The sequence below is a fragment of the Klebsiella sp. 141251 genome, assembly GCF_050600725.1.
Taxonomy (GTDB): domain Bacteria; phylum Pseudomonadota; class Gammaproteobacteria; order Enterobacterales; family Enterobacteriaceae; genus Klebsiella; species Klebsiella aerogenes.
Window position 1 is genome coordinate 302179 of record NZ_JAQIRG010000001.1, and the last position, 21102, is coordinate 323280.

Annotated in this window: 16 protein-coding genes; 12 read left to right on the forward strand and 4 right to left on the reverse strand. The window is 53.2% G+C overall.

What is annotated here, in order from left to right:
• Window positions 1-10 precede the first annotated feature (10 nt).
• From kdgT to PGR09_RS01480, 4 genes are all read left to right on the forward strand, one after another.
• The gene (gene kdgT, locus PGR09_RS01465) at window positions 11-1009 is read left to right on the forward strand and encodes a 2-keto-3-deoxygluconate transporter (RefSeq protein ID WP_047049473.1); all 999 of its coding nucleotides are present in this window, start codon (window positions 11-13) and stop codon (window positions 1007-1009) included.
• Window positions 1010-1228: 219 nt separating this feature from the next.
• A complete protein-coding gene (gene kduI, locus PGR09_RS01470) occupies window positions 1229-2065 on the forward strand; it encodes a 5-dehydro-4-deoxy-D-glucuronate isomerase (protein ID WP_045393454.1) in 837 nt (278 codons plus the stop codon).
• 255 nt (window positions 2066-2320) lie between these two features.
• Window positions 2321-3628 (forward strand): MFS transporter, encoded by a 1308-nt coding sequence (locus PGR09_RS01475; protein WP_047049470.1) that lies wholly within the window; start codon window positions 2321-2323, stop codon window positions 3626-3628.
• A 9-nt stretch (window positions 3629-3637) separates the two neighbouring features.
• A complete protein-coding gene (locus PGR09_RS01480) occupies window positions 3638-4438 on the forward strand; it encodes a substrate-binding domain-containing protein (protein WP_430915739.1) in 801 nt (266 codons plus the stop codon).
• Here PGR09_RS01480 and PGR09_RS01485 read toward each other — a convergent pair whose 3' ends face one another.
• Complete coding sequence (locus PGR09_RS01485; protein ID WP_015704636.1) at window positions 4439-5338, reverse strand: LysR family transcriptional regulator; 900 nt, start codon at window positions 5336-5338, stop codon at window positions 4439-4441.
• Between the two features lie 118 nt (window positions 5339-5456).
• Window positions 5457-6323, reverse strand: coding sequence for a GNAT family N-acetyltransferase (locus PGR09_RS01490; protein WP_047076208.1), 867 nt, complete (start codon window positions 6321-6323; stop codon window positions 5457-5459).
• 625 nt (window positions 6324-6948) lie between these two features.
• Between PGR09_RS01490 and PGR09_RS01495 the strand changes: the two genes are divergently transcribed.
• From PGR09_RS01495 to PGR09_RS01505, 3 genes are all read left to right on the forward strand, one after another.
• The gene (locus tag PGR09_RS01495; protein WP_015367864.1) at window positions 6949-7785 is read left to right on the forward strand and encodes an alpha/beta fold hydrolase; all 837 of its coding nucleotides are present in this window, start codon (window positions 6949-6951) and stop codon (window positions 7783-7785) included.
• 287 nt (window positions 7786-8072) lie between these two features.
• Window positions 8073-8993 carry a Kdo(2)-lipid IV(A) acyltransferase gene (locus tag PGR09_RS01500; protein WP_032712783.1) on the forward strand — a complete coding sequence of 307 codons (921 nt, stop codon included), beginning with the start codon at window positions 8073-8075 and terminating at the stop codon, window positions 8991-8993.
• A 105-nt stretch (window positions 8994-9098) separates the two neighbouring features.
• Complete coding sequence (locus PGR09_RS01505; protein ID WP_015367862.1) at window positions 9099-9371, forward strand: DUF1471 domain-containing protein; 273 nt, start codon at window positions 9099-9101, stop codon at window positions 9369-9371.
• A 110-nt stretch (window positions 9372-9481) separates the two neighbouring features.
• On the opposite strand, the gene PGR09_RS01510 is transcribed toward PGR09_RS01505, so the two are convergent.
• Window positions 9482-10588 (reverse strand): alkene reductase, encoded by a 1107-nt coding sequence (locus PGR09_RS01510; RefSeq protein WP_045393433.1) that lies wholly within the window; start codon window positions 10586-10588, stop codon window positions 9482-9484.
• A 206-nt stretch (window positions 10589-10794) separates the two neighbouring features.
• Here PGR09_RS01510 and cadC point away from each other — a divergent pair, with 206 nt between their 5' ends.
• The 5 genes from cadC to lysS all read left to right on the forward strand — a co-directional run bounded on the left by cadC (window position 10795) and on the right by lysS (window position 19639).
• Window positions 10795-12321: a lysine decarboxylation/transport transcriptional activator CadC gene (gene cadC, locus PGR09_RS01515; RefSeq protein ID WP_047049462.1), complete on the forward strand. Its 1527-nt coding sequence runs from the start codon at window positions 10795-10797 to the stop codon at window positions 12319-12321.
• A 365-nt stretch (window positions 12322-12686) separates the two neighbouring features.
• Window positions 12687-14024, forward strand: a complete 1338-nt coding sequence (gene cadB, locus PGR09_RS01520) for a cadaverine/lysine antiporter (protein ID WP_045393427.1) — start codon at window positions 12687-12689, stop codon at window positions 14022-14024.
• A gap of 82 nt (window positions 14025-14106) precedes the next feature.
• Window positions 14107-16254 carry a lysine decarboxylase CadA gene (cadA, locus tag PGR09_RS01525; RefSeq protein WP_015367858.1) on the forward strand — a complete coding sequence of 716 codons (2148 nt, stop codon included), beginning with the start codon at window positions 14107-14109 and terminating at the stop codon, window positions 16252-16254.
• Between the two features lie 60 nt (window positions 16255-16314).
• Window positions 16315-17790: a dipeptide permease DtpD gene (dtpD, locus tag PGR09_RS01530; protein ID WP_045393424.1), complete on the forward strand. Its 1476-nt coding sequence runs from the start codon at window positions 16315-16317 to the stop codon at window positions 17788-17790.
• Between the two features lie 331 nt (window positions 17791-18121).
• Window positions 18122-19639 carry a lysine--tRNA ligase gene (gene lysS / locus PGR09_RS01535; RefSeq protein WP_015704650.1) on the forward strand — a complete coding sequence of 506 codons (1518 nt, stop codon included), beginning with the start codon at window positions 18122-18124 and terminating at the stop codon, window positions 19637-19639.
• A 58-nt stretch (window positions 19640-19697) separates the two neighbouring features.
• On the opposite strand, the gene PGR09_RS01540 is transcribed toward lysS, so the two are convergent.
• Window positions 19698-21086, reverse strand: coding sequence for an amidohydrolase family protein (locus PGR09_RS01540; protein ID WP_430915740.1), 1389 nt, complete (start codon window positions 21084-21086; stop codon window positions 19698-19700).
• Window positions 21087-21102: the final 16 nt, after the last annotated feature.

The window sequence follows — 21102 nt, forward strand, 5'->3', positions numbered from 1 at the left end:
AGGATAAAACATGAAAATCAAAGCAACCATTGAACGTATCCCTGGCGGCATGATGCTGGTCCCATTGCTGCTTGGCGCGGTGCTTAATACCCTGGCGCCGGATACCGGTAATTACTTTGGTTCATTCACTAAAGGCATGATTGGTGGGACGGTGCCAATCCTGGCGGTGTGGTTTTTCTGTATCGGCGCATCAATCGATTTGCGCGCCACCGGTACCGTATTACGTAAGTCCGGCACGTTAGTGATCACCAAAATTGCCGTCGCCTGGATTGTGGCCTTTATCGCCGCGATGGTCATTCCGGAAAATGGCGTCCAGACCGGTTTCTTTGCCGGACTGTCGGTGCTGGCTATTGTCTCGGCAATGGATATGACCAACGGCGGTCTGTATGCCAGCCTGATGAATCAGTACGGCAGTAAAGAAGAGTCCGGCGCGTTTGTATTGATGTCGCTGGAGTCTGGGCCGCTGATGACCATGGTGATCCTTGGCTCCGCCGGGCTGGCTTCCTTCGAGCCGCACCATTTTATCGGCGCGGTGCTGCCATTCCTGGTGGGTTTTGCCTTAGGTAACCTCGACCACGACTTCCGGGCTTTCTTTAGCAAAGCCACCCCGGTGCTGATTCCGTTCTTTGGTTTTGCGCTGGGCAACACTATCAACCTGAGCGTGATTCTGGATACCGGACTGCTGGGAATCGTGCTTGGCGTGGCGGTCATCATCATTACCGGTATCCCACTGATTATTGCTGACCGGGTTATCGGCGGCGGCAACGGGACGGCTGGCGTCGCGGCCTCTTCCGCAGCGGGCGCGGCGGTCGCGAACCCGGTGATCATCGCGCAGATTAATCCGGCCTTTGAACCGGTGGCCGCTTCGGCGACGGCGCTGGTCGCGGCAAGCGTCATCGTCACCGCGATTTTAGTGCCCATTATTACCGCCCTGTACGCCAGACGTTTTGGCAACGCGCAGGTGGTGAAAACGCCTGGCGCCAGCGTGGCGCCATCGGCGAATCACTAATCTATTCTCGCCCTCCGCAGGAGGGCTCAGACTGCTGACAAAGAAGGAAAAAAGCGTGGTTTTTCCTTCTTTGTGGTTATCAGCCGAAAATCAATAAATTGATTTTCCTTGTTATTTGCCTGGTGCAATTTGCAAGCTCAATGATTGCATGAGGTTTGTCATTAATCTCTGCCCTCCGCAGGAGGGCTTTATCATTCAAGTATCTGCCTGGAGGCGAACGTGGACGTAAGACAAAGTATCCACAGCGCGCATGCGAAAACTCTGGATACCCAGGGGCTGCGTAATGAATTTTTAGTTGAAAAAGTGTTTGTGGCTGACGAATACACCATGGTGTACAGCCATATTGACCGCATTATTGTTGGCGGCGTCATGCCGGTGCAGCGCGGCGTGTCGGTGGGCGGCGAAGTCGGCAAACAGCTCGGGGTAAGCTATTTCCTCGAACGCCGTGAGTTAGGGGTGATTAATATCGGCGGCCCGGGCTGTATTACCGTTGATGGCCAATGCTATGAAATCGGCCACCGTGAGGCGCTGTACGTCGGTAAGGGGGCGAAAGAGGTGGTATTTACCAGCGTCGACCATGCAAAACCGGCGAAGTTTTACTACAACTGCGCCCCGGCGCATACCACTTATCCGACGAAAAAAGTCACCCCTGCCGATGTAGCGCCGGTGACGTTGGGTGACAACCTGACCAGTAACCGCCGCACCATCAATAAGTATTTCGTACCGGATGTACTGGAAACCTGTCAGCTCAGCATGGGCCTGACCGAACTGGCGCCGGGCAACCTGTGGAACACCATGCCTTGCCATACCCATGAGCGGCGGATGGAGGTCTATTTCTATTTCAACATGGATGAGGACGCCTGCGTCTTCCACATGATGGGGCAGCCGCAGGAGACCCGTCATATTGTGATGCATAACGAGCAGGCGGTGATTTCGCCAAGCTGGTCGATTCACTCAGGGGTGGGTACCCGCGCTTATACCTTCATCTGGGGGATGGTCGGCGAGAACCAGGTCTTCGACGATATGGATCACGTCGCCGTACGCGATCTTCGTTAAAACTCCCCCTCAAGCCCGGATTGCCTTGGGGGGAAATGCAGCGGAGTTCACACTATCAGCGTATAGAGGCGGGGCGGAGGGGGAGACCCATCGCCCCGTCATTGTTGATGTCGCTTAACTCGCAGGCTTTATTAATGTGTCAGACGCATCAATAGATGCGCAAAATGCGCTTATTCCTGGCTACAACTTCCCGCACTCTTACGGTTATCTAAATGTTAATGAGAGTTAACTATTCAGTTAATCAGGGAGAGTGTGATGTCCGCAACTGCCGCTACTTCAGTGTTTCGCGCCAGGGCCAAAGTGATCCTGCAGGTGACCTCAGGGAATTTTCTTGAGCAGTTTGACTTCTTTTTATTTGGTTTTTACGCCACCTATATCGCCCATACTTTTTTTCCTTCCGAAAATGAATTCGCCTCATTAATGATGACCTTCGCCGTTTTCGGCGCCGGGTTCTTGATGCGGCCCGTTGGCGCGGTGGTGTTAGGCGCCTGGATTGACAAGGTTGGCAGACGTAAAGGTTTAATCGGCACGCTGTCGATTATGGCGATGGGGACCATCCTGATCGTGCTGGTGCCAGGTTATCAGACTATCGGTTTGTGGGCGCCGGCGCTGGTGCTGTGCGGCCGACTGTTGCAGGGCTTTTCTGCCGGTGCGGAACTGGGCGGCGTCTCGGTTTACCTCGCTGAAATGGCGACGCCGGGGCGTAAAGGGTTTTATACCAGCTGGCAATCCGCCAGTCAGCAGGTGTCCATTATGGTGGCCGCTTCACTGGGCTATCTGCTCAATATGCTGCTCAGTGAGTCGAGTCTGCATCAGTGGGGATGGCGTATTCCGTTCGCGATTGGCTGCCTGATCGTGCCTTTTATCTTCTTTTTACGCCGCAACCTGAATGAAACCGCGGAGTATACGGAGCGTAAGGAACATCCGACCCTGGGACAATCGCTGACTATTCTGCTGGCAAACTGGCGGGTGGTGATTGCGGGGATGTTAATGGTGGCGATGACCACTACCGCGTTCTATTTGATCACGGTCTACGCGCCAACCTTTGGCAAAAACGTGCTGTTATTAAGCGCCTCGGATAGCCTGCTGGTCACGCTGTTGGTGGCGATCTCTAATTTCATCTGGCTGCCTATCGGCGGCATGCTTTCCGATAGGTTTGGTCGTAAACCGGTATTGGTCAGCATGACGCTGCTGGCCATTTTCACCAGTTGGCCTGCGTTATCGCTGCTGGCCCGCATGCCGGACTTCGCCATGATGTTGTCCGTGCTGCTGTGGCTCTCCTTCATTTACGGCATCTATAACGGCGCGATGATCCCGGCGCTGACGGAAATTATGCCTAAGTCGGTCAGGGTTGCTGGTTTTTCTCTGGCTTACAGCCTGGCTACCGCGCTGTTTGGCGGTTTCACGCCGGCGATGTCCACCGCGTTAATTAAAGTTACCGGGGATAAGGCTGCGCCCGGCTACTGGATGAGTTTTGCGGCAATCTGCGCGCTATTAGCGACGCTGTATCTCTATCAACGCGTTTCCCGGCAGGCATTGAAAACGCAAAATTCTTTGGGTTAAGAGGTGAATATGCAACGTAAATCATGGGTTTTCTCGTTACTGGTATTTACCTGCGGCTATGCGCAAGTTGCCGCCGCGCAGGAGATCACGGTGATGATCTCCGGCGGCTTCTCCGCGGCGTTGGATAAACTGGCGCCCGACTATCAGCAAAAAAGCGGCAATACCTTGCATATCATTCATGGGCCCTCGATGGGGAAATCCGCGGAGGCGATACCGAACCGCCTGGCGGCAGGGCAAAAGGCGGATGTGGTGATTATGGTGGGATACGCCCTGGATGATCTGCAGAAGCAGGGCAAAGTGATGCCGGGGTCGCGTATTGAACTGGCGGATTCACGTATTGGCGCCGTCGTGCCAAAAGGGGCCCCGGTACCGGATATCAGCAGCGTCGCCGCGTTGAAACAAACATTGCTGCAGGCGAAATCCATCGCCTATTCGGATAGCGCCAGTGGGCGCTATGTTGAAAAGGAGCTGTTCAGCAAACTGGATATTGCCGCGCAGGCGAGCCCCAAAGCAAAAATGATCGAAAAAATCCCCGTTGCTTCGCTGGTGGCAAAAGGGGACTACGCGATAGGGTTTCAGCAGGTTAGCGAACTGTTGCCGGTCAGCGGCGTGACGTTCGTTGGCCGTTTGCCGGATGAAGTGCAATACGTTACCCGCTTCGCGGGCGCCGTAGTTGCCGATTCATCCGCGCAGTCGCAGGCGAAGCAGTTGCTGTGCTATCTGGCTTCAGTCCCGGCGCAGGCGGAAATCCGTCGCACAGGCATGGATCCTTTACCCTCCAACGCCTGCGAATTACCGGAAGAGGGCTAATTATGCGGTGGGATGGTAAAAATCGGTAATGGCTTTTTCGAGTTCGGCGGCCAGAGGAGGTAATGCTCTGCCCGCTTTTTTTATCAGCCCCACCTGCCTTTTCACCTCTGGTTCCACTAGCGGAATACTGGCTAACGCGTGGTGTGCATAGGCCGGCAGCGCCATCGCCGGGATGGCCGCAATACCGAGGCCGGCATCAACCATACCCAGCATGGTCGTCACATGGCGGGTTTCACAAACTGCAGTGCGTCGTGGCCCTACGTCGCTCAGGGCGCCGTCCAGCAGGTGGCGATTGCCGGAGATCTTATCAAGCCAGATGTAATCGTGGTTAAAAAATTCTTGCCAGCTGAGGCTGTTACGCTGCGCCAGCGGATCGTCTCGTCGGCAAACCGCCAGGTAGCGTTCATGGACCAGCGGCGTAAATACCACCTCGGACGCGATTTCGGAGAGAAAACTCAGGCCGAAATCCGCCTGGTGATTCTGCACGGCGCTATAAACATTTCCGGCGCTGGTATCAATGACCTTGATCCGCGCTTTGGGAAAACGCAGACGGAATTGGCTGATAACCTGCGGCATAAAATAGTTGGCGGCTGAGGGGACACAGGCAACCGTCACCAGCCCGTTGCCGAAGGCGGCGCGGTCGCTAATACCGTCCAGGGCATCTTCGAATTCGGAAAGCAGATGCTGCGCCTTTGGGGCGAAAGCTCTGCCGGTTTGCGTGAGGGTCACCCGGCGAGTGGTTCTTTCAAACAATCTCACCCCTAAAGCGGTTTCCAGCTTCTCAATTCGCCTGCTTAACGCCGATTGCGAAATGCAAATCGCCTCGGCGGCGTAGCGAAAGCTGCCGTGCTCGCTGAGGGCTAAAAAGGCGTAGAGATCCTGCAGGTCAAAAAGGGGCAAGTGGCGCTTCTCCTGGATTTAACAAAAAAACAACAATCAATTGTACTGTTTATTTGGTTTTCCAGGAAGAAACAACGCCGACCAGCCGCAGGTTAAATAGATGACCTGCGGCCCGGCATCAGGCGTGCGCCAGCAGCGGGAACATCAATTTGTTGTCGTGGAAGATGTTCTCTTTAGTCGCATAGATAAACAACATATCGTCGCCGTCTATTTTTTCGTACTCGCCCAGGCGCGCTTCCTTCGGCGTAAAACCTAGCACCGCCTGTTGCGATTGCGGCTGGGCGAGTTCATTGATAATGGTCGCCATGGATTGTCCGGCATCGCAAAAAATATCAAAGCAGATAAGCTCATGGGCGCTTTGCATCGCAATGGCGACGGCCTGGTTTTTCTCCGAGTAGTAGACAAAATGCTTCATAAACGCCGAACAGTAAAACATCAGCAGACCGAAGTTATTCTCCACTCGTAGCTGTGAAAAGGGGTTGGATTTCTGGTAGTAGTGCTTAAGCAGGGCGATATCCTGCGCACTATCCATATCCAGTTTACGGAAGTCGCCGGGAGTCGGCGAAACGGGCGCCACATATTGATATTCGTCGGTCCGCGTAAAGCCAAATTTGGGATAGAAGTCGACGGTAGTAGAGTTGGCGAACAGGAAAAAAGCATCCGCTTTGTCACGCCAGTCATCAAGGATATGTTGTATCAACTGTCCGGCAAGCCCTTTATTACGGTAATCAATATTGGTCATTACCGTACCTATTTGAATATAGCGTCGGGGTTGGCCTTGCCAGACCAGATCAATAATATTCGCGGAGGCGTTGGCGATAACTTTATTCTTATCAACGAAAGCGTAAGGGATATAGGATTCGCTCCAGTATCCCTGCTGATACCAGGCGTCAAAGGATAGATCGAACGTTTTGATGGCTAAATCAATAAAGCTTTTTCTTAATGTATTATCATCTTTGAGTTGCTTAACCAATTTGTAGTGCATCGCAGTCATTCCTTTCTTATTCGTTTTGCTATCCGGGATTGCTACAGGCAAATTTTACCCCTTGAAAATCACAGGTTTTGTGCCTGAGTATGGCGGTTTTCTGCAGTTTGTACAGCATTGGAGGAAGGGTATCGCTCAGGACGTTGCCTGGCTCACAATTAACAGCAAACATTCTGCGTGGATAAGGTAAGTAAGGCGTAAACGCAGTGGTTTAAAAATGAGCGTGTGGGGCATTTGGTTTATTCTTTTTTCTCGGGGAATAATCTGAAGAAATCTATTTGAGAGAAATTTACAGCAGAGCGTAAGTATAAGATAAAAATATTTTAATTATTTATTTTTGGCATAACGCGCTGATATTTATCTATAAAATAAAAGATATCGAAAAGGCATATTTAATCAATAGGTAATATGAACTAACTCTCAACGGCACAAGGCGTATTTTAGCTTCTGCGATGATATTAAATTGCTGAGGGATGAGCTAAATGAGCCATCATCTTCTACACTTTGTGGCACCGTTGCCATTGAGGTTTTTCGCAAGTAAGGGAAAAACATCATATCAGCGCTGAATGTAACCAATTGAATGTTAATGAGAAGTTGTCATATTTTCAATAGAGGAGTTCGTGATATGGCATTCGTAACAACTAAAGATGGCGTTAATATTTATTTTAAAGACTGGGGTCCGAAAGAGGCTCAGCCTATTGTGTTCCACCATGGCTGGCCGTTAAGCGCTGATGACTGGGATAACCAGATGCTGTTTTTCCTCGCGCAAGGGTTTCGCGTCATCGCTATCGACCGCCGCGGCCATGGGCGTTCCGACCAGGTAAGCGAAGGCCATGATATGGATCACTATGCGGCCGATGCTTCTGCTGTGGTCGAAAGTCTGGATTTGCATAACGCTGTTCACGTTGGTCATTCAACCGGCGGCGGTCAGGTCGCGCGCTATGTGGCTAAATATGGCCAGCCGCAGGGCAGGGTAGCCAAAGCGGTATTAATCAGTTCCGTACCGCCGTTAATGGTGAAAACCGACAATAACCCCGGCGGTACGCCCATCGAAGTATTTGACGGTTTCCGCAAGGCGCTTGCTGCTAATCGCTCACAGTTCTATCTCGATGTTGCCAGTGGCCCGTTCTACGGTTTTAACCGAGATGGCGCAGAGGTTTCGCAAGGTACCATTCAAAACTGGTGGCGTCAGGGGATGACCGGTAGCGCGAAAGCCCATTATGAAGGGATTAAGGCCTTCTCTGAAACCGATCAGACCGACGATCTGAAAGCGATTACGGTGCCGGTGCTGGTGATGCAGGGCGACGACGACCAGGTTGTTCCTTATAAGAATGCCGCCATTTTGCAGGATAAACTCTTAGCGAATAGCGAGCTGAAAATTTATCCGGGCTTACCGCATGGTATGCACACGTCACATGCGGATGTGATTAACGCCGATCTGCTGGCTTTCATTCGTTCATAACGATATTTAGCCTTCGGGGACGTTTCTTCGGAGGCTATTTATTTATTGTTGAAGATGAATAACGCAAACTTTAGCTTGCGTGCCACTGTACGAAAAAATTAATAATAAATTTGTTACACAGTTGGTTTAATACCAGGGCAGCGTACAGGTTATAGTCTACGCTTGAATGCGTATTACCGCACGAATAGGAAAAAACTAAATGTTGTGGATCGGGTACCTTATCCGCAAATTCGGACTGAGGCCTCCCGCAGGCATGTAAATCAAGGATCCTGAAGAGCAATAGTCAGATGTCGCATTTACCCAAATTCTCTCTTTCATTATTACACCCGCGTTACTGGCCGGCATGGCTGGGCATTGGCTTATTGTGGCTGGTGGTACAACTTCCTTATCCGCTGATCTATCGTCTGGGCCATGGTCTGGGGCGTTTATCTATGCATTTTTTGCGCGGAAGGGTACGTATTGCGCAGCGCAATCTTGAGCTCTGCTTTCCTCACCTCAGCCCGGCGCAGCGTCATGAAATGTTGGTTAAGAATTTTGAATCTTTGGGCATGGGGTTGATGGAAACCGGCATGGCATGGTTCTGGCCAACCCATCGCGTCGAGCGCTGGACCGAGACCAGCGGCGTCAATGAAGTCGTTGAACTGCAGGAACAGAAGCAGGGTATTTTGCTAATTGGCATTCACTTTCTGACCCTGGAACTCGGCGCGCGGATGTTTGGCATGTTCACGCCGGGGATTGGCGTTTACCGGCCAAACGATAATCCGCTGATCGACTGGCTGCAAACCTGGGGACGACTGCGTTCTAACAAGACGATGCTGGATCGTAAAAACTTGAAAGGCATGGTTAAGTCACTGAAAGAGGGAGAAATCCTCTGGTACGCTCCGGATCATGATTATGGTCGCGCCAGCAGCGTATTTGTTCCCTTTTTCAATGTTGATAATGCTGCGACCACCACCGGCACCTGGATGCTGGCGAGAATGTCAAAAGCCACTATCGTTCCCTTTGTTCCGCGAAGAAAGCCCAACGGCGCCGGGTATGAGCTGATTGCGCTGCAGCCTGAGGCGACACCGCCGCTGGATTCTCCGGAAACCACCGCCAGATGGATGAACAAAATTATTGAGCAATGTATCCTGATGGCGCCGGAACAGTACATGTGGCTGCACCGTCGTTTTAAGACCCGTCCGGAAGGGGTACCGTCGCGTTACTAAGCGTGGCAGATGGTAAAAAAATAATCTGATAAATAGCGCGCTTATTAATCTTGTGTCTATACTGAAAGAGCCTCAATTAAGGCTCTAATCCAAGGAGAATGTAGGATGAAAAAGGTATTAGTCGCTTTAGCTCTTTCAGCAGTTGCCTTTGGCGCCTCGGCAGCGCAATTAATTACTAAAGAAGAAGCCTCGCATTTCAAACTGACTCACGTGGGCAGTATTTCTGTGGGACCGTCTGGCGGGCAATTCTCTTCACCTTCTGATCTTCACGATCAGCTTTCTAAGCTGGCAGATGAGAAGGGCGGTAAATATTATATTATTACCGCGGCGCGCGAACACGGGCCGAACTTTGAAGCAACGGCGGAAGTGTATAAATAATTAATCACATTGATTAATTATACATAAACGTCGAGAGTCTTATTTTTAACCCGGCACGCCACAGCGCTGCCGGGTTTTTTATTTAAGTTCCAGGAAGCGATTTGCTCCGTTTACTTCGCATCGACGGTGGGATAGTCGAGGTAGCCCTCTTTACCACCGCCGAAAAACTGCTCTCTGATTGGCTGGTTCAGCGGCAGGTTGTGCTGCAGGCGATAGGGCAGATCCGGGTTGGCGATAAACGGACGGCCAAAACCAATCAGGTCGGCCCAGCCTTTGGCCAGCGCCTCTTCGGCTCGTTCTACGGTGTATTTCCCTGAATAAATCATCGTGCCTCGGAACACCTGACGCAGCGCTTCTTTAAAGGCGGCGGGCATCACCGGCGCATCATCCCAGTCGGCTTCGGCGATATGAATATAGGCGATGCCGATATCATTAAGGACGCTGGCCGCCGCCAGATAAGTGGCTTCCGGCGTATCGTCTTTCGACCCCATTAAGGTGGTCAGCGGCGCCAGGCGGATACCCAGTTTCTCTTTACCAATCGCATCGGCAACGGCCTGCGCCACTTCTTTCAGGAAACGCAGGCGATTGGTTAACGAACCGCCATACTCATCGGTGCGCTGGTTTTCTCGAGAATCAATAAACTGATTAATCAGATAGCCATTTGCACCGTGGAGCTCAACGCCATCGAAGCCGGCGGCAATAGCGTTGCGCGCGGCCTGCGCATATTGTTCGATAATCGCCGGGATCTCTGCGCGAGTCAGGGCGCGCGGCATTGAGTGCTGCACCATTTCACCGACGCCATTTTCCGGACCGCGGCCTTCGACATCGACAAAGACCTTCACCCCTTCAGCCTGAATAGCAGATGAGGAAACCGGTGCGGCATTACCCGGCTGCAGGACGGTGTGGGAGACACGCCCTACGTGCCAGAGCTGGGCAAAAATTTTGCCTCCCGCCTGGTGTACCGCAGCGGTGACTTTTTTCCAGCCGGCGATCTGCGCTTCATTATAGATGCCCGGCGTCCAGGCATAACCCTGTCCCTGTTGGCTAATCTGCGTGCCTTCGCTGATAATTAAACCGGCGCTGGCGCGTTGGGCGTAATACTCCGCCATCTGTTCGGTAGCGACATCGCCGGCCCCGGCGCGGGAACGCGTCATCGGCGGCATCACGATACGGTTGTTTAACGGCAGGGCCTGCAAGGAATAGTGGTCGAATAACATAATGCGTCTCCTTAACGACTTGATGGACGCAGCATAGACCCTGGCTATTTTGGATTAAATGACAACGATGTTCATAGACTGTTAACTAATTTGTATATAAAGGGAGTAGCTTATGCCAAACGTGTGGGGTATTGACCACCCGCATAATTAGGTAGGCGAAATGTGGTATTATCGCGCCTTTCCCTTTTCGTCCTGGGGTTTTTTTTATGCAACAACCTGTTGTTCGCGTTGGGGAATGGCTCGTTACTCCTTCTGTAAACCAAATTAGCCGGAACGGACGTCAGCTTACTCTCGAACCGCGTTTAATCGATCTTCTGGTCTACTTTGCTCAACATCCTGGCGAGGTACTCAGCCGGGACGAGCTTATCGATAACGTCTGGACGCGCAACGTGGTGACCAGCCATGTCGTCACCCAGAGTATTTCCGAATTGCGTAAATCGCTGAAAGACGGCGATGACGGCAGCATGGAATATATTGCGACGGTGCCAAAACGCGGTTACAAGCTAACGGTCCCGGTAATTTGGTGTACGGAAGAGGGCGAAGAGTTGGCGCCGGTCGTACCGCCAGCGGCCCCTGTCTCCGTTCCTGAAACGTCGCCACCGACTATCTCTTCTCCATCTGTCGCGCCAGCGGCGCCGGCAGTGCCGGAAAAACGTAAACGGATCACCACCTTCTGGGTGTGGACGCTGTTTCTGCTGGCGTTGGGCAGTTGCGTCGCGTTAGTCGCCTTGTCGTCGATAGAATCGCGGCCGCCGGAAACCAAAACTCGCCTGCTGCTAAACCCGCGCGATATCGACATACACCTGGTAAACGGCAGTTCATGCAACAACTGGGCGTCGCAGCATGCTTATGCCGTTGGGCTGGGCAGCCTGATTACTACTTCGCTCAATACCTTCTCGACCTTTATGGTCCATGATAAAACCAACTACAACATCAACGAACCCAGCAGTTCGGGTAAAACGTTGACCATCGAATTCGTTAATCAGCGCCACTATCGCGCCCAGCAGTGCTTTATGTCGGTGAAACTGGTCGATAACGCCGACGGCTCGACGATGCTCGATAAACGCTACTTTATTACCATGGATAACCAGCTCACCATCCAGAATGACCTGCTGGATAGTCTATCAACCGCGCTAATGCAGCCGTGGCCGGATCGCATGAAAGCGATGCTGAAACAGTATCAACCCGCGCAAAGCCCTTCGTTAACCCGTCTTTATCAGGCCCATCAGCTATTAATGAAAGGCGATGTCGATTCACTCGGTAAAGCCAGCGATATACTTGATGACGTCATTAAACAATCGCCGGACTTTATTTATGCTTACGCCGAAAAAGCGCTGGTGGATGTATTACGTCATTCGCAGCAGCCGTTGGATGAAAAACAATTAGCGACGCTGTATGCCGAGGTTGGGAAAGTAGGTGAAATGCCCGGCATTAAAGATATGGCGATCTTCTACCAGATAAAAACGGTAGATATGTTAGGCAAAGGGAAAATAGATGAAGCGTACAGCGCTATCAACACGGGCATTGATTTAGAAATGTCGTGGATGAATTATGTGCTGCTCGGTAAAGTCTATGAGATGAAAGGACAGAACCGCGAAGCTGCCGATGCCTACCTGACGGCGTTTAATTTACGCCCTGGCGAAAACACCTTGTACTGGATTGAAAATGGAGTATTCCAGACCTCCGTCACCCGCGTAGTACCGTATCTCGATAATTTCCTCGCTTCAGAATAAGTAAACCCTCATCATGCTCATGGTTTTGAGTATGATGAGGTTAAATTTATGTATCTCATGAGCACTCTGATTGTTACCTGAAATAAGCGTTATTTTCCTGCCTGGTAACACAATTTCAACACCAATGAGTTCCTCTAACTCTTTGTAAGTAGGCGATGTTTATATTTTTTTGATATCAACATGTCATGTTTATATGTTAATCGAAAAAGGTCAAAATATCATTTGTCTGATGTTTGTAGTTATTTCACTTTATCTTTAGGATTTATCTCGTACGAATCAGTAATCTTGTTGGCAGTTGGTCGGGTCAATAAATGGTTCTATATCATGATCTGTACCTCCCAAATAAACTTAGGAGAAAAACAACCATGAGTTCTGCCAAGAAGATCGGGCTATTTGCCTGTACCGGCGTAGTCGCCGGTAATATGATGGGGAGCGGTATTGCACTATTACCTGCGAACCTCGCCAGCATCGGTGGTATTGCCATTTGGGGTTGGGTAATTTCTATTATTGGCGCGATGTCTTTGGCTTATGTTTATGCCCGACTGGCGACCAAGAACCCGCAGCAGGGTGGTCCAATTGCGTACGCAGGGGAAATTTCTCCGGCCTTCGGTTTCCAGACCGGCGTCCTTTATTATCATGCAAACTGGATTGGTAACCTGGCAATCGGTATTACCGCCGTCTCTTATCTCTCTACGTTCTTCCCAATTTTAAATAACCCGGTGCCAGCAGGTATTGCCTGTATTGCCATCGTGTGGATCTTTACTTTCGTTAATATGCTCGGCGGGACCTGGGTAAGCCGTCTGACCACCATTGGTCTGGTACTGGTGCTTATTCCGGTGGTGATGACTGCGGTCGTCGGCTGGCACTGGTTTGACGCGGCAACCTATCAGGCGAACTGGAACACCTCCAGCACCACTGATAGCCACGCGGTTATTAAAAGTATCCTGCTCTGCCTGTGGGCCTTCGTTGGCGTAGAATCCGCCGCAGTAAGTACCGGGATGGTGAAAAACCCGAAACGTACCGTACCGCTGGCAACCATGCTGGGTACTGCGATGGCCGGTATCGTCTATATCGCCGCGACTCAGGTTATCGCCGGTATGTATCCTGCTTCTCAGATGGCTGCGTCCGGCGCGCCGTTCGCAATTAGCGCCTCTACCATTCTCGGCGGCTGGGCTGCTCCGATGGTTTCCGCTTTCACCGCCTTCGCTTGCCTGACTTCTCTGGGCTCGTGGATGATGCTGGTTGGCCAGGCCGGTGTACGTGCCGCCAACGACGGTAACTTCCCGAAAGTGTATGGCGAAGTCGATAGCAACGGTATCCCGAAAAAAGGCCTGCTGCTGGCGGCGGTGAAAATGACCGCGCTGATGGTGCTGATTACCCTGATGAACTCCGCCGGTGGTAAAGCATCTGACCTGTTCGGCGAGCTGACCGGTATCGCGGTACTGCTGACCATGCTGCCTTACTTCTACTCCTGTGTTGACCTGATTCGTTTCGAAGGCATCAACATTCGCAACTTCGTTAGCCTGATTTGCTCGGTACTGGGTTGCGTGTTCTGCTTCATCGCGCTGATGGGCGCAAGCTCCTTCGAACTGGCCGGCACCTTCATCGTTAGCCTGATTATCCTGATGTTCTACGGTCGCAAAATGCACCAGCGCCAGCAGAACAACGCAGCGGATAACAACAGCCCCGCTAACGCGCACTAATCAGTAAACCGTTTTCCTGAGGCTCCTTCCATCACCTGTCACATCGTGACGGGAGGGGCTTTCTACATCTGGAGATTTGACTATGAACGTTATTGCAATCATGAATCACATGGGTGTTTACTTCAAAGAAGAACCCATCCGTGAACTGCATCGTGCTCTCGAACGCCTGGACTTCCGTATTGTCTACCCGAACGACCGTGACGACTTATTAAAACTTATCGAAAACAACTCTCGTCTGTGCGGCGTGATCTTCGACTGGGATAAATACAATCTCGAACTGTGCGAAGAAATCAGCAAAATGAACGAGTACATGCCGCTGTACGCTTTCGCTAACACCTACTCCACCCTGGACGTTAGCCTGAACGATCTTCGCATGCAGGTTCGCTTCTTCGAATATGCGCTGGGCGCCGCTGAAGATATCGCGAACAAAATCAAACAGAACACTGACGAATACATCGACACCATTCTGCCGCCGCTGACCAAAGCGCTGTTCAAATATGTACGTGAAGGCAAATACACCTTCTGTACCCCAGGCCATATGGGCGGTACCGCGTTCCAGAAAAGCCCGGTAGGCAGCATCTTCTATGATTTCTTTGGTTCCAACACCATGAAATCCGATATCTCCATTTCGGTTTCTGAACTGGGTTCACTGCTCGACCATAGCGGCCCGCATAAAGAAGCGGAAGAGTATATCGCTCGCGTTTTCAACGCCGAACGCAGCTACATGGTGACCAACGGTACATCTACCGCTAACAAAATCGTCGGTATGTACTCCGCGCCTGCCGGCAGCACCGTACTGATTGACCGTAACTGCCATAAATCGCTGACTCACCTGATGATGATGAGCGACATTACGCCGATCTACTTCCGTCCGACCCGTAACGCCTACGGTATCCTCGGCGGTATCCCGCAGAGCGAGTTCCAGCACGCGACTATCGCCAAGCGTGTGAAAGAGACGCCGAATGCGACCTGGCCGGTACACGCGGTTATCACCAACTCAACCTATGATGGTCTGCTGTATAACACCGACTTCATCAAGAAAACCCTGGATGTGAAATCCATCCACTTTGACTCCGCATGGGTGCCTTACACCAACTTCTCGCCGATCTATGAAGGCAAATGCGGGATGAGCGGCGGCCGCGTTGAAGGGAAAGTGATCTACGAAACCCAGTCCACGCATAAACTGCTGGCGGCATTCTCCCAGGCTTCGATGATCCACGTGAAAGGCGACGTTAACGAAGAAACCTTCAACGAAGCCTACATGATGCACACCACCACTTCTCCGCACTACGGTATCGTGGCTTCCACCGAAACCGCGGCGGCGATGATGCGCGGTAACGCCGGTAAACGCCTGATCGACGGTTCTATCGAACGTTCTATCAAGTTCCGTAAAGAGATCAAACGTCTGAAAGGCGAGTCTGAAGGCTGGTTCTTCGATGTATGGCAGCCGGAACATATCGATGGCGCTGAATGCTGGCCGCTGCGCTCCGATAGCGCATGGCACGGTTTCAAAAACATCGATAACGAACATATGTACCTCGACCCGATCAAAGTCACGTTGCTGACTCCGGGGATGAAGAAAGACGGCACCATGGATGATTTCGGTATTCCGGCAAGCATCGTGGCGAAATATCTCGACGAACACGGCATCGTGGTTGAGAAAACCGGTCCGTACAACCTGCTGTTCCTGTTCAGCATCGGTATCGATAAGACAAAAGCGCTGAGCCTGCTGCGCGCGCTGACCGACTTCAAACGTGCGTTCGACCTGAACCTGCGGGTGAAAAACATGCTGCCGTCGCTGTACCGTGAAGATCCTGAATTCTATGAAAACATGCGTATTCAGGACCTGGCGCAGAACATTCATAAACTGGTTGAGCATCACAACCTGCCGGACCTGATGTTCCGCGCATTCGAAGTGCTGCCATCCATGGTGATGACCCCGTATGCCGCGTTCCAGAAAGAGCTGCACGGTCAGACTGAAGAGGTTTACCTCGAAGAGATGGTAGGCCGCGTCAACGCCAACATGATCCTGCCGTATCCTCCGGGAGTTCCGCTGGTTATGCCTGGTGAAATGATCACCGAAGAAAGCCGCCCGGTACTGGAGTTCCTGCAGATGCTGTGCGAAATCGGCGCTCACTACCCGGGCTTCGAAACCGATATCCACGGCGCATACCGTCAGGCGGATGGTCGTTACACCGTTAAAGTGCTGAAAGAAGAAAACAACAAGTAATAGACGCACACAAGGGAAGTGGCTTGCCACTTCCCTTTTTTCACGCTGCAAGGAGAACCTATGAAAACACCCTCACAGCCGCGCGCGATTTACTACATCGTAGCGATCCAGATCTGGGAGTACTTCAGCTTTTACGGCATGCGCGCCTTACTCATCCTTTATCTCACCCACCAACTTGGCTTTGACGATAGCCACGCCATCAGTCTGTTCAGCGCCTACGCATCTTTAGTTTACGTAACCCCCATTCTCGGCGGCTGGCTTGCCGACCGCCTGCTCGGCAACCGCACGGCGGTGATAGCCGGGGCGTTGTTAATGACCCTCGGCCACGTGGTGCTGGGCGTCGAATCTGATTCCACCTGGAGCCTCTATCTGGCGCTGGCGATCATTATCTGCGGCTATGGCCTGTTCAAATCCAATATCAGCTGTCTGCTCGGCGAACTGTACGCCGCTGACGACCATCGTCGCGATGGCGGTTTCTCGCTGCTGTATGCCGCCGGTAACGTCGGTTCGATCGCCGCGCCGATTGCCTGCGGTCTGGCGGCGCAGTGGTACGGCTGGCATATCGGCTTTGCGCTGGCGGGGATCGGCATGTTCATCGGCCTGATGATTTTCTTAAGCGGTAGCCGCTATTTCCGCGACACCCGCGGCGTCGATAAACAGGCGCTGTGCGCGGTGAAATTCGCGCTGCCGACCTGGGGCTGGCTGGTGGTGATGCTGTGCCTGGCGCCGGTGTTCTTCACCTTGCTGTTGGAAAACAACTGGTCCGGTTATCTGCTGGCGATTGTCTGCCTGTTCGCCGCGCAAATGGTGGCGCGGATCATGATCAAATCACCGCAGCATCGCCGCGCGCTGTGGCAAATCGTTCTACTGATGTTGACCGGGACACTGTTCTGGGTGCTGGCGCAGCAGGGCGGAAGCTCAATTAGCCTGTTTATCGACCACTTTGTTGATCGTCGACTGTTCAATATTGAAGTGCCGACCGCGCTGTTCCAGTCGGTTAATGCGGTAGCGGTGATGGCGGCAGGCGTGATCCTGGCGTGGCTGATCCGCCCGGAAGGGCGAACCCGCTCGGTGTTAAAAGTGTGGCTGAAATTCGCATTCGGCCTGCTGCTGATGGGCGGCGGATTTATGCTGCTGGCGCTGAATGCCCGCCACGGCGCGGCTGACGGTCAGGCCTCGATGGGCATGATGGTCGCCGGGCTGGCGATGATGGGCTTTGCCGAGCTGTTTATTGATCCGGTGGCGATGGCGCAGATAACCCGTCTGAACATGCCCGGCGTCACCGGCGTATTGACCGGCATTTATATGCTGGCCACCGGCGCGGTCGCCAACTGGCTGGCCGGGGTGGTGGCGCAGCAAACTACCGAGTCGCAAATCAGCGACACGGCGATTGCCGCCTATCAGCATTTCTTCTCGCAGATGGGCGAATGGACCATCGGCTGCGTGGCGGTGATTGTCGTTATCGCCTTTGCCGCGGCCTGTAGCGTGGGCAAACGCCGTGCGGCTGCGGGTGAAGTTCCCGGCGGCGGCGCCTGATGCTCATCCCGGCTCGTGGCGTAAACGCCTTATCCGGGCCGCGATTCGTAGCCCCGGTAAGCGCAGCGCGACCGGGGGGATTACATCAACAGCGGAGCGCGAAGTCGTTCGTTGCACAGCCAAGTGAACAGGAGGTGGATATTCTGGCAGGCGCGGAGGCCAACGATAAAAAATACCGTTAGTGAAGCCATAGCTGAGTGAGATCAGCTTGTAGTGAATCCAGAGTCGTTAAGATTGTTCTCTGGTGTGTTACCAGAGACAGGCCGCGCTGAATGGTGACCTGGTTCAATTTATCGAAGCTAGTTTGAAAGCAGGGTTATGAGGAACCAACATGTCTGAACAACAAGCACAAGGTGCCGATGAGGCAATTGACCTTAATAATGAACTGAAAACTCGTCGCGAAAAATTGGCTGCGCTGCGTGAGCAGGGCGTCGCTTTCCCGAACGATTTCCGTCGCGATCATACCTCTGACCAATTGCACGCTGAATTCGATGCGAAGGATAACGATGAACTCGCTTCCCTGAACGTTGAAGTCTCTGTTGCTGGCCGTATGATGACCCGCCGCATCATGGGTAAAGCCTCTTTCGTTACCCTTCAGGACGTCGGCGGCCGTATTCAGCTGTACGTCGCGCGCGATGACCTGCCGGAAGGCGTCTATAACGAACAGTTTAAAAAATGGGATCTCGGCGACATCATTGCCGCCCGCGGCAAGCTGTTCAAAACGCAAACCGGCGAACTCTCCATTCACTGCACCGAACTGCGTCTGCTGACCAAAGCCCTGCGCCCGCTGCCGGATAAATTCCACGGCCTGCAGGATCAGGAAGTCCGCTATCGCCAGCGTTATCTGGATCTGATCGCCAACGAAGAGTCGCGTCATACGTTCCGTATCCGTTCGCAGATCCTTGCCACCATGCGTCAGTTCATGGTTGCCCGCGGCTTTATGGAAGTCGAAACCCCGATGATGCAGGTGATCCCTGGCGGCGCTTCCGCCCGTCCATTCATCACCCATCACAACGCGCTGGATCTGGATATGTACCTGCGCATCGCGCCGGAACTGTATCTGAAACGTCTGGTAGTCGGCGGCTTCGAACGCGTGTTCGAAATCAACCGTAACTTCCGTAACGAAGGGATCTCCGTACGCCATAACCCAGAGTTCACCATGATGGAACTGTATATGGCGTATGCGGATTACAAAGACCTGATCGAACTGACCGAGTCGCTGTTCCGCACTCTGGCGCAGACGGTGCTGGGCAAAACCGAAGTGCCGTATGGCGACCAGGTGTTTGACTTCGGCAAGCCGTTTGAAAAACTGACCATGCGTGAAGCTATCAAGAAACACCGCCCGGAAACCAATATGGCGGATCTGGATAACTTCGACGCGGCGAAAGCGCTGGCGGAATCTATCGGTATTCAGGTAGAGAAAAGCTGGGGTCTGGGACGTATCGTCACGGAGATCTTCGATGAAGTGGCGGAAGCGCATCTGATCCAGCCGACCTTCATCACCGAATATCCGGCGGAAGTTTCTCCGCTGGCGCGCCGCAACGACGTGAACCCGGAAATTACCGACCGCTTCGAGTTCTTCATCGGCGGCCGTGAAATCGGTAACGGTTTCAGCGAGCTGAACGATGCGGAAGATCAGGCGCAGCGTTTCCAGGATCAGGTCAACGCCAAAGCGGCGGGCGACGACGAAGCGATGTTCTATGACGAAGACTACGTTACCGCGCTGGAGTACGGCCTGCCGCCGACCGCCGGTCTGGGTATCGGTATCGACCGCATGGTGATGCTGTTCACCAACAGCCACACCATCCGCGACGTTATTCTGTTCCCGGCCATGCGTCCGCAGAAGTAATCGCGTCTGGTAAATGACATAACCCCGGCTTGCCGGGGTTTTTTACATAACGCTGGCATCAGGCGCCGACGCTGCCCCAGACCATCTTACCGTTATGGAAGGTGGCGGTGCGCGGCGAAATTCGCGCCACGGCTTCGGCGGAGCAGGAGGCATCGACCAGCACAAAGCTGGCGTCGTCCTGCGCTTTTGGCCATACGCGCTCGCCTTTGTCATTCAGCGGCAGCACGTCGCCGGTGGCGATGGCCAGCGCGCGCGACAGGGTCTGCTCATTGGGGCGGATATACAGCTGCGCGTAAAGATTGGCTTTCTCCAGCATGTCGCCCAGCCCGTACGGCGACCAGTGGTCAATCACGCTATCGGTACCGGTCATCACGAAGACGCCTTTTTCGCGCAGTTGCTTGAGCGGCATGTGCAGAGTGCCGATCGGCACGGTGGAGGCGATGGTGATCTGCTGCGCCGCCATGCGGCTCGCGATGGCATCGACCTGCTGTTCATTGAGCGTCGCCAGCGCGAAAGCGTGGCTGATGGTCAGCTTGCCTTTCAGCGCCGGCGTCTTCTCCACGGTTTCCACCATATAGTTCACCGCCGCCACGCCCGCCGGGCTGGTTTCATGCAGATGAATATCCACCCCTTTGTCGTAATCCAGCGCAATCTGGAACATGGTATCGAGCGATTTCTCCATCGCGCCATCGACGTTAGTCGGGTCGAGGCCGCCTACGTAGTCGGCGCCGGCCCGCATCGCTTCGCGAACCAGTGATTCCGATTTCGACAGCAGCAGCCCGTGCTGCGGAAAAGCGACGATTTCGCAATCGAAGCCTGGCTTACGCCGCGCCAGCACTTCCTGCAGATTCTCCAGGTTCTTCAGCCCGGACACCGGCTCAATATTGCAGTGGCTGCGGGCGATAGTGGAGCCTTTGGATTGAATCAGGTCGATAAGCTTCTCGGCGTGCGCCTGCGTATAAGGCTGGAGTTCCGGCAGCAGTTTCTGCTCAAGCTTGATCATATCCTGAATGGTGGTGCCCGCCGGGCGGTTCAGCGAGCGCCACGGGCCGCCGTAAAACGTTTTGTCCAGATGGATATGCATGTCGCGCATGGTAGGCAACATCAGTTTACCGCCCGCATCGTAGCGCGGCAGCGTGGCGTCCGGGTGGCTCAGATTGCTGCGCAGGGCGACGATTTTGCCGTCTTTTATTTCCAGCGTTTGCAGCTCGGTCCGGGTGTGAACCACTACGCCGTTTTCATATTCGAAGCCGCTTTCCAGCAGGACGTTATCAAGGTAGTAGTGCTTATCGGCGACCCTGGCCGCGCCTTTATTATCGCAGGCGGCCGCGGACGGCTGGCCTCCGACGGCATACGCCGCAGGCGCGCCCGCCGCCAGCAGGGCGGCGGCGGTAACCATCTTGCCGCTTTGGGTAAGAAATTCGCGACGGCTGTTGTCTTTATTCATTCTTTTTTCCTTTTGT

Excerpts from the sequence above, each read along its gene's own strand:
- cadB (WP_045393427.1), top strand. The coding sequence starts at position 12,687 with ATGAGTTCTGCCAAGAAGATCGGGCTATTTGCCTGTACCGGCGTAGTC.
- PGR09_RS01490 (WP_047076208.1), bottom strand. The coding sequence starts at position 6,323 with ATGCACTACAAATTGGTTAAGCAACTCAAAGATGATAATACATTAAGA.
- dtpD (WP_045393424.1), top strand. The coding sequence starts at position 16,315 with ATGAAAACACCCTCACAGCCGCGCGCGATTTACTACATCGTAGCGATC.
- PGR09_RS01480 (WP_430915739.1), top strand. The coding sequence starts at position 3,638 with ATGCAACGTAAATCATGGGTTTTCTCGTTACTGGTATTTACCTGCGGC.
- PGR09_RS01505 (WP_015367862.1), top strand. The coding sequence starts at position 9,099 with ATGAAAAAGGTATTAGTCGCTTTAGCTCTTTCAGCAGTTGCCTTTGGC.
- cadA (WP_015367858.1), top strand. The coding sequence starts at position 14,107 with ATGAACGTTATTGCAATCATGAATCACATGGGTGTTTACTTCAAAGAA.
- PGR09_RS01475 (WP_047049470.1), top strand. The coding sequence starts at position 2,321 with ATGTCCGCAACTGCCGCTACTTCAGTGTTTCGCGCCAGGGCCAAAGTG.
- PGR09_RS01500 (WP_032712783.1), top strand. The coding sequence starts at position 8,073 with ATGTCGCATTTACCCAAATTCTCTCTTTCATTATTACACCCGCGTTAC.
- kdgT (WP_047049473.1), top strand. The coding sequence starts at position 11 with ATGAAAATCAAAGCAACCATTGAACGTATCCCTGGCGGCATGATGCTG.
- lysS (WP_015704650.1), top strand. The coding sequence starts at position 18,122 with ATGTCTGAACAACAAGCACAAGGTGCCGATGAGGCAATTGACCTTAAT.
- cadC (WP_047049462.1), top strand. The coding sequence starts at position 10,795 with ATGCAACAACCTGTTGTTCGCGTTGGGGAATGGCTCGTTACTCCTTCT.
- PGR09_RS01510 (WP_045393433.1), bottom strand. The coding sequence starts at position 10,588 with ATGTTATTCGACCACTATTCCTTGCAGGCCCTGCCGTTAAACAACCGT.
- PGR09_RS01495 (WP_015367864.1), top strand. The coding sequence starts at position 6,949 with ATGGCATTCGTAACAACTAAAGATGGCGTTAATATTTATTTTAAAGAC.
- PGR09_RS01540 (WP_430915740.1), bottom strand. The coding sequence starts at position 21,086 with ATGAATAAAGACAACAGCCGTCGCGAATTTCTTACCCAAAGCGGCAAG.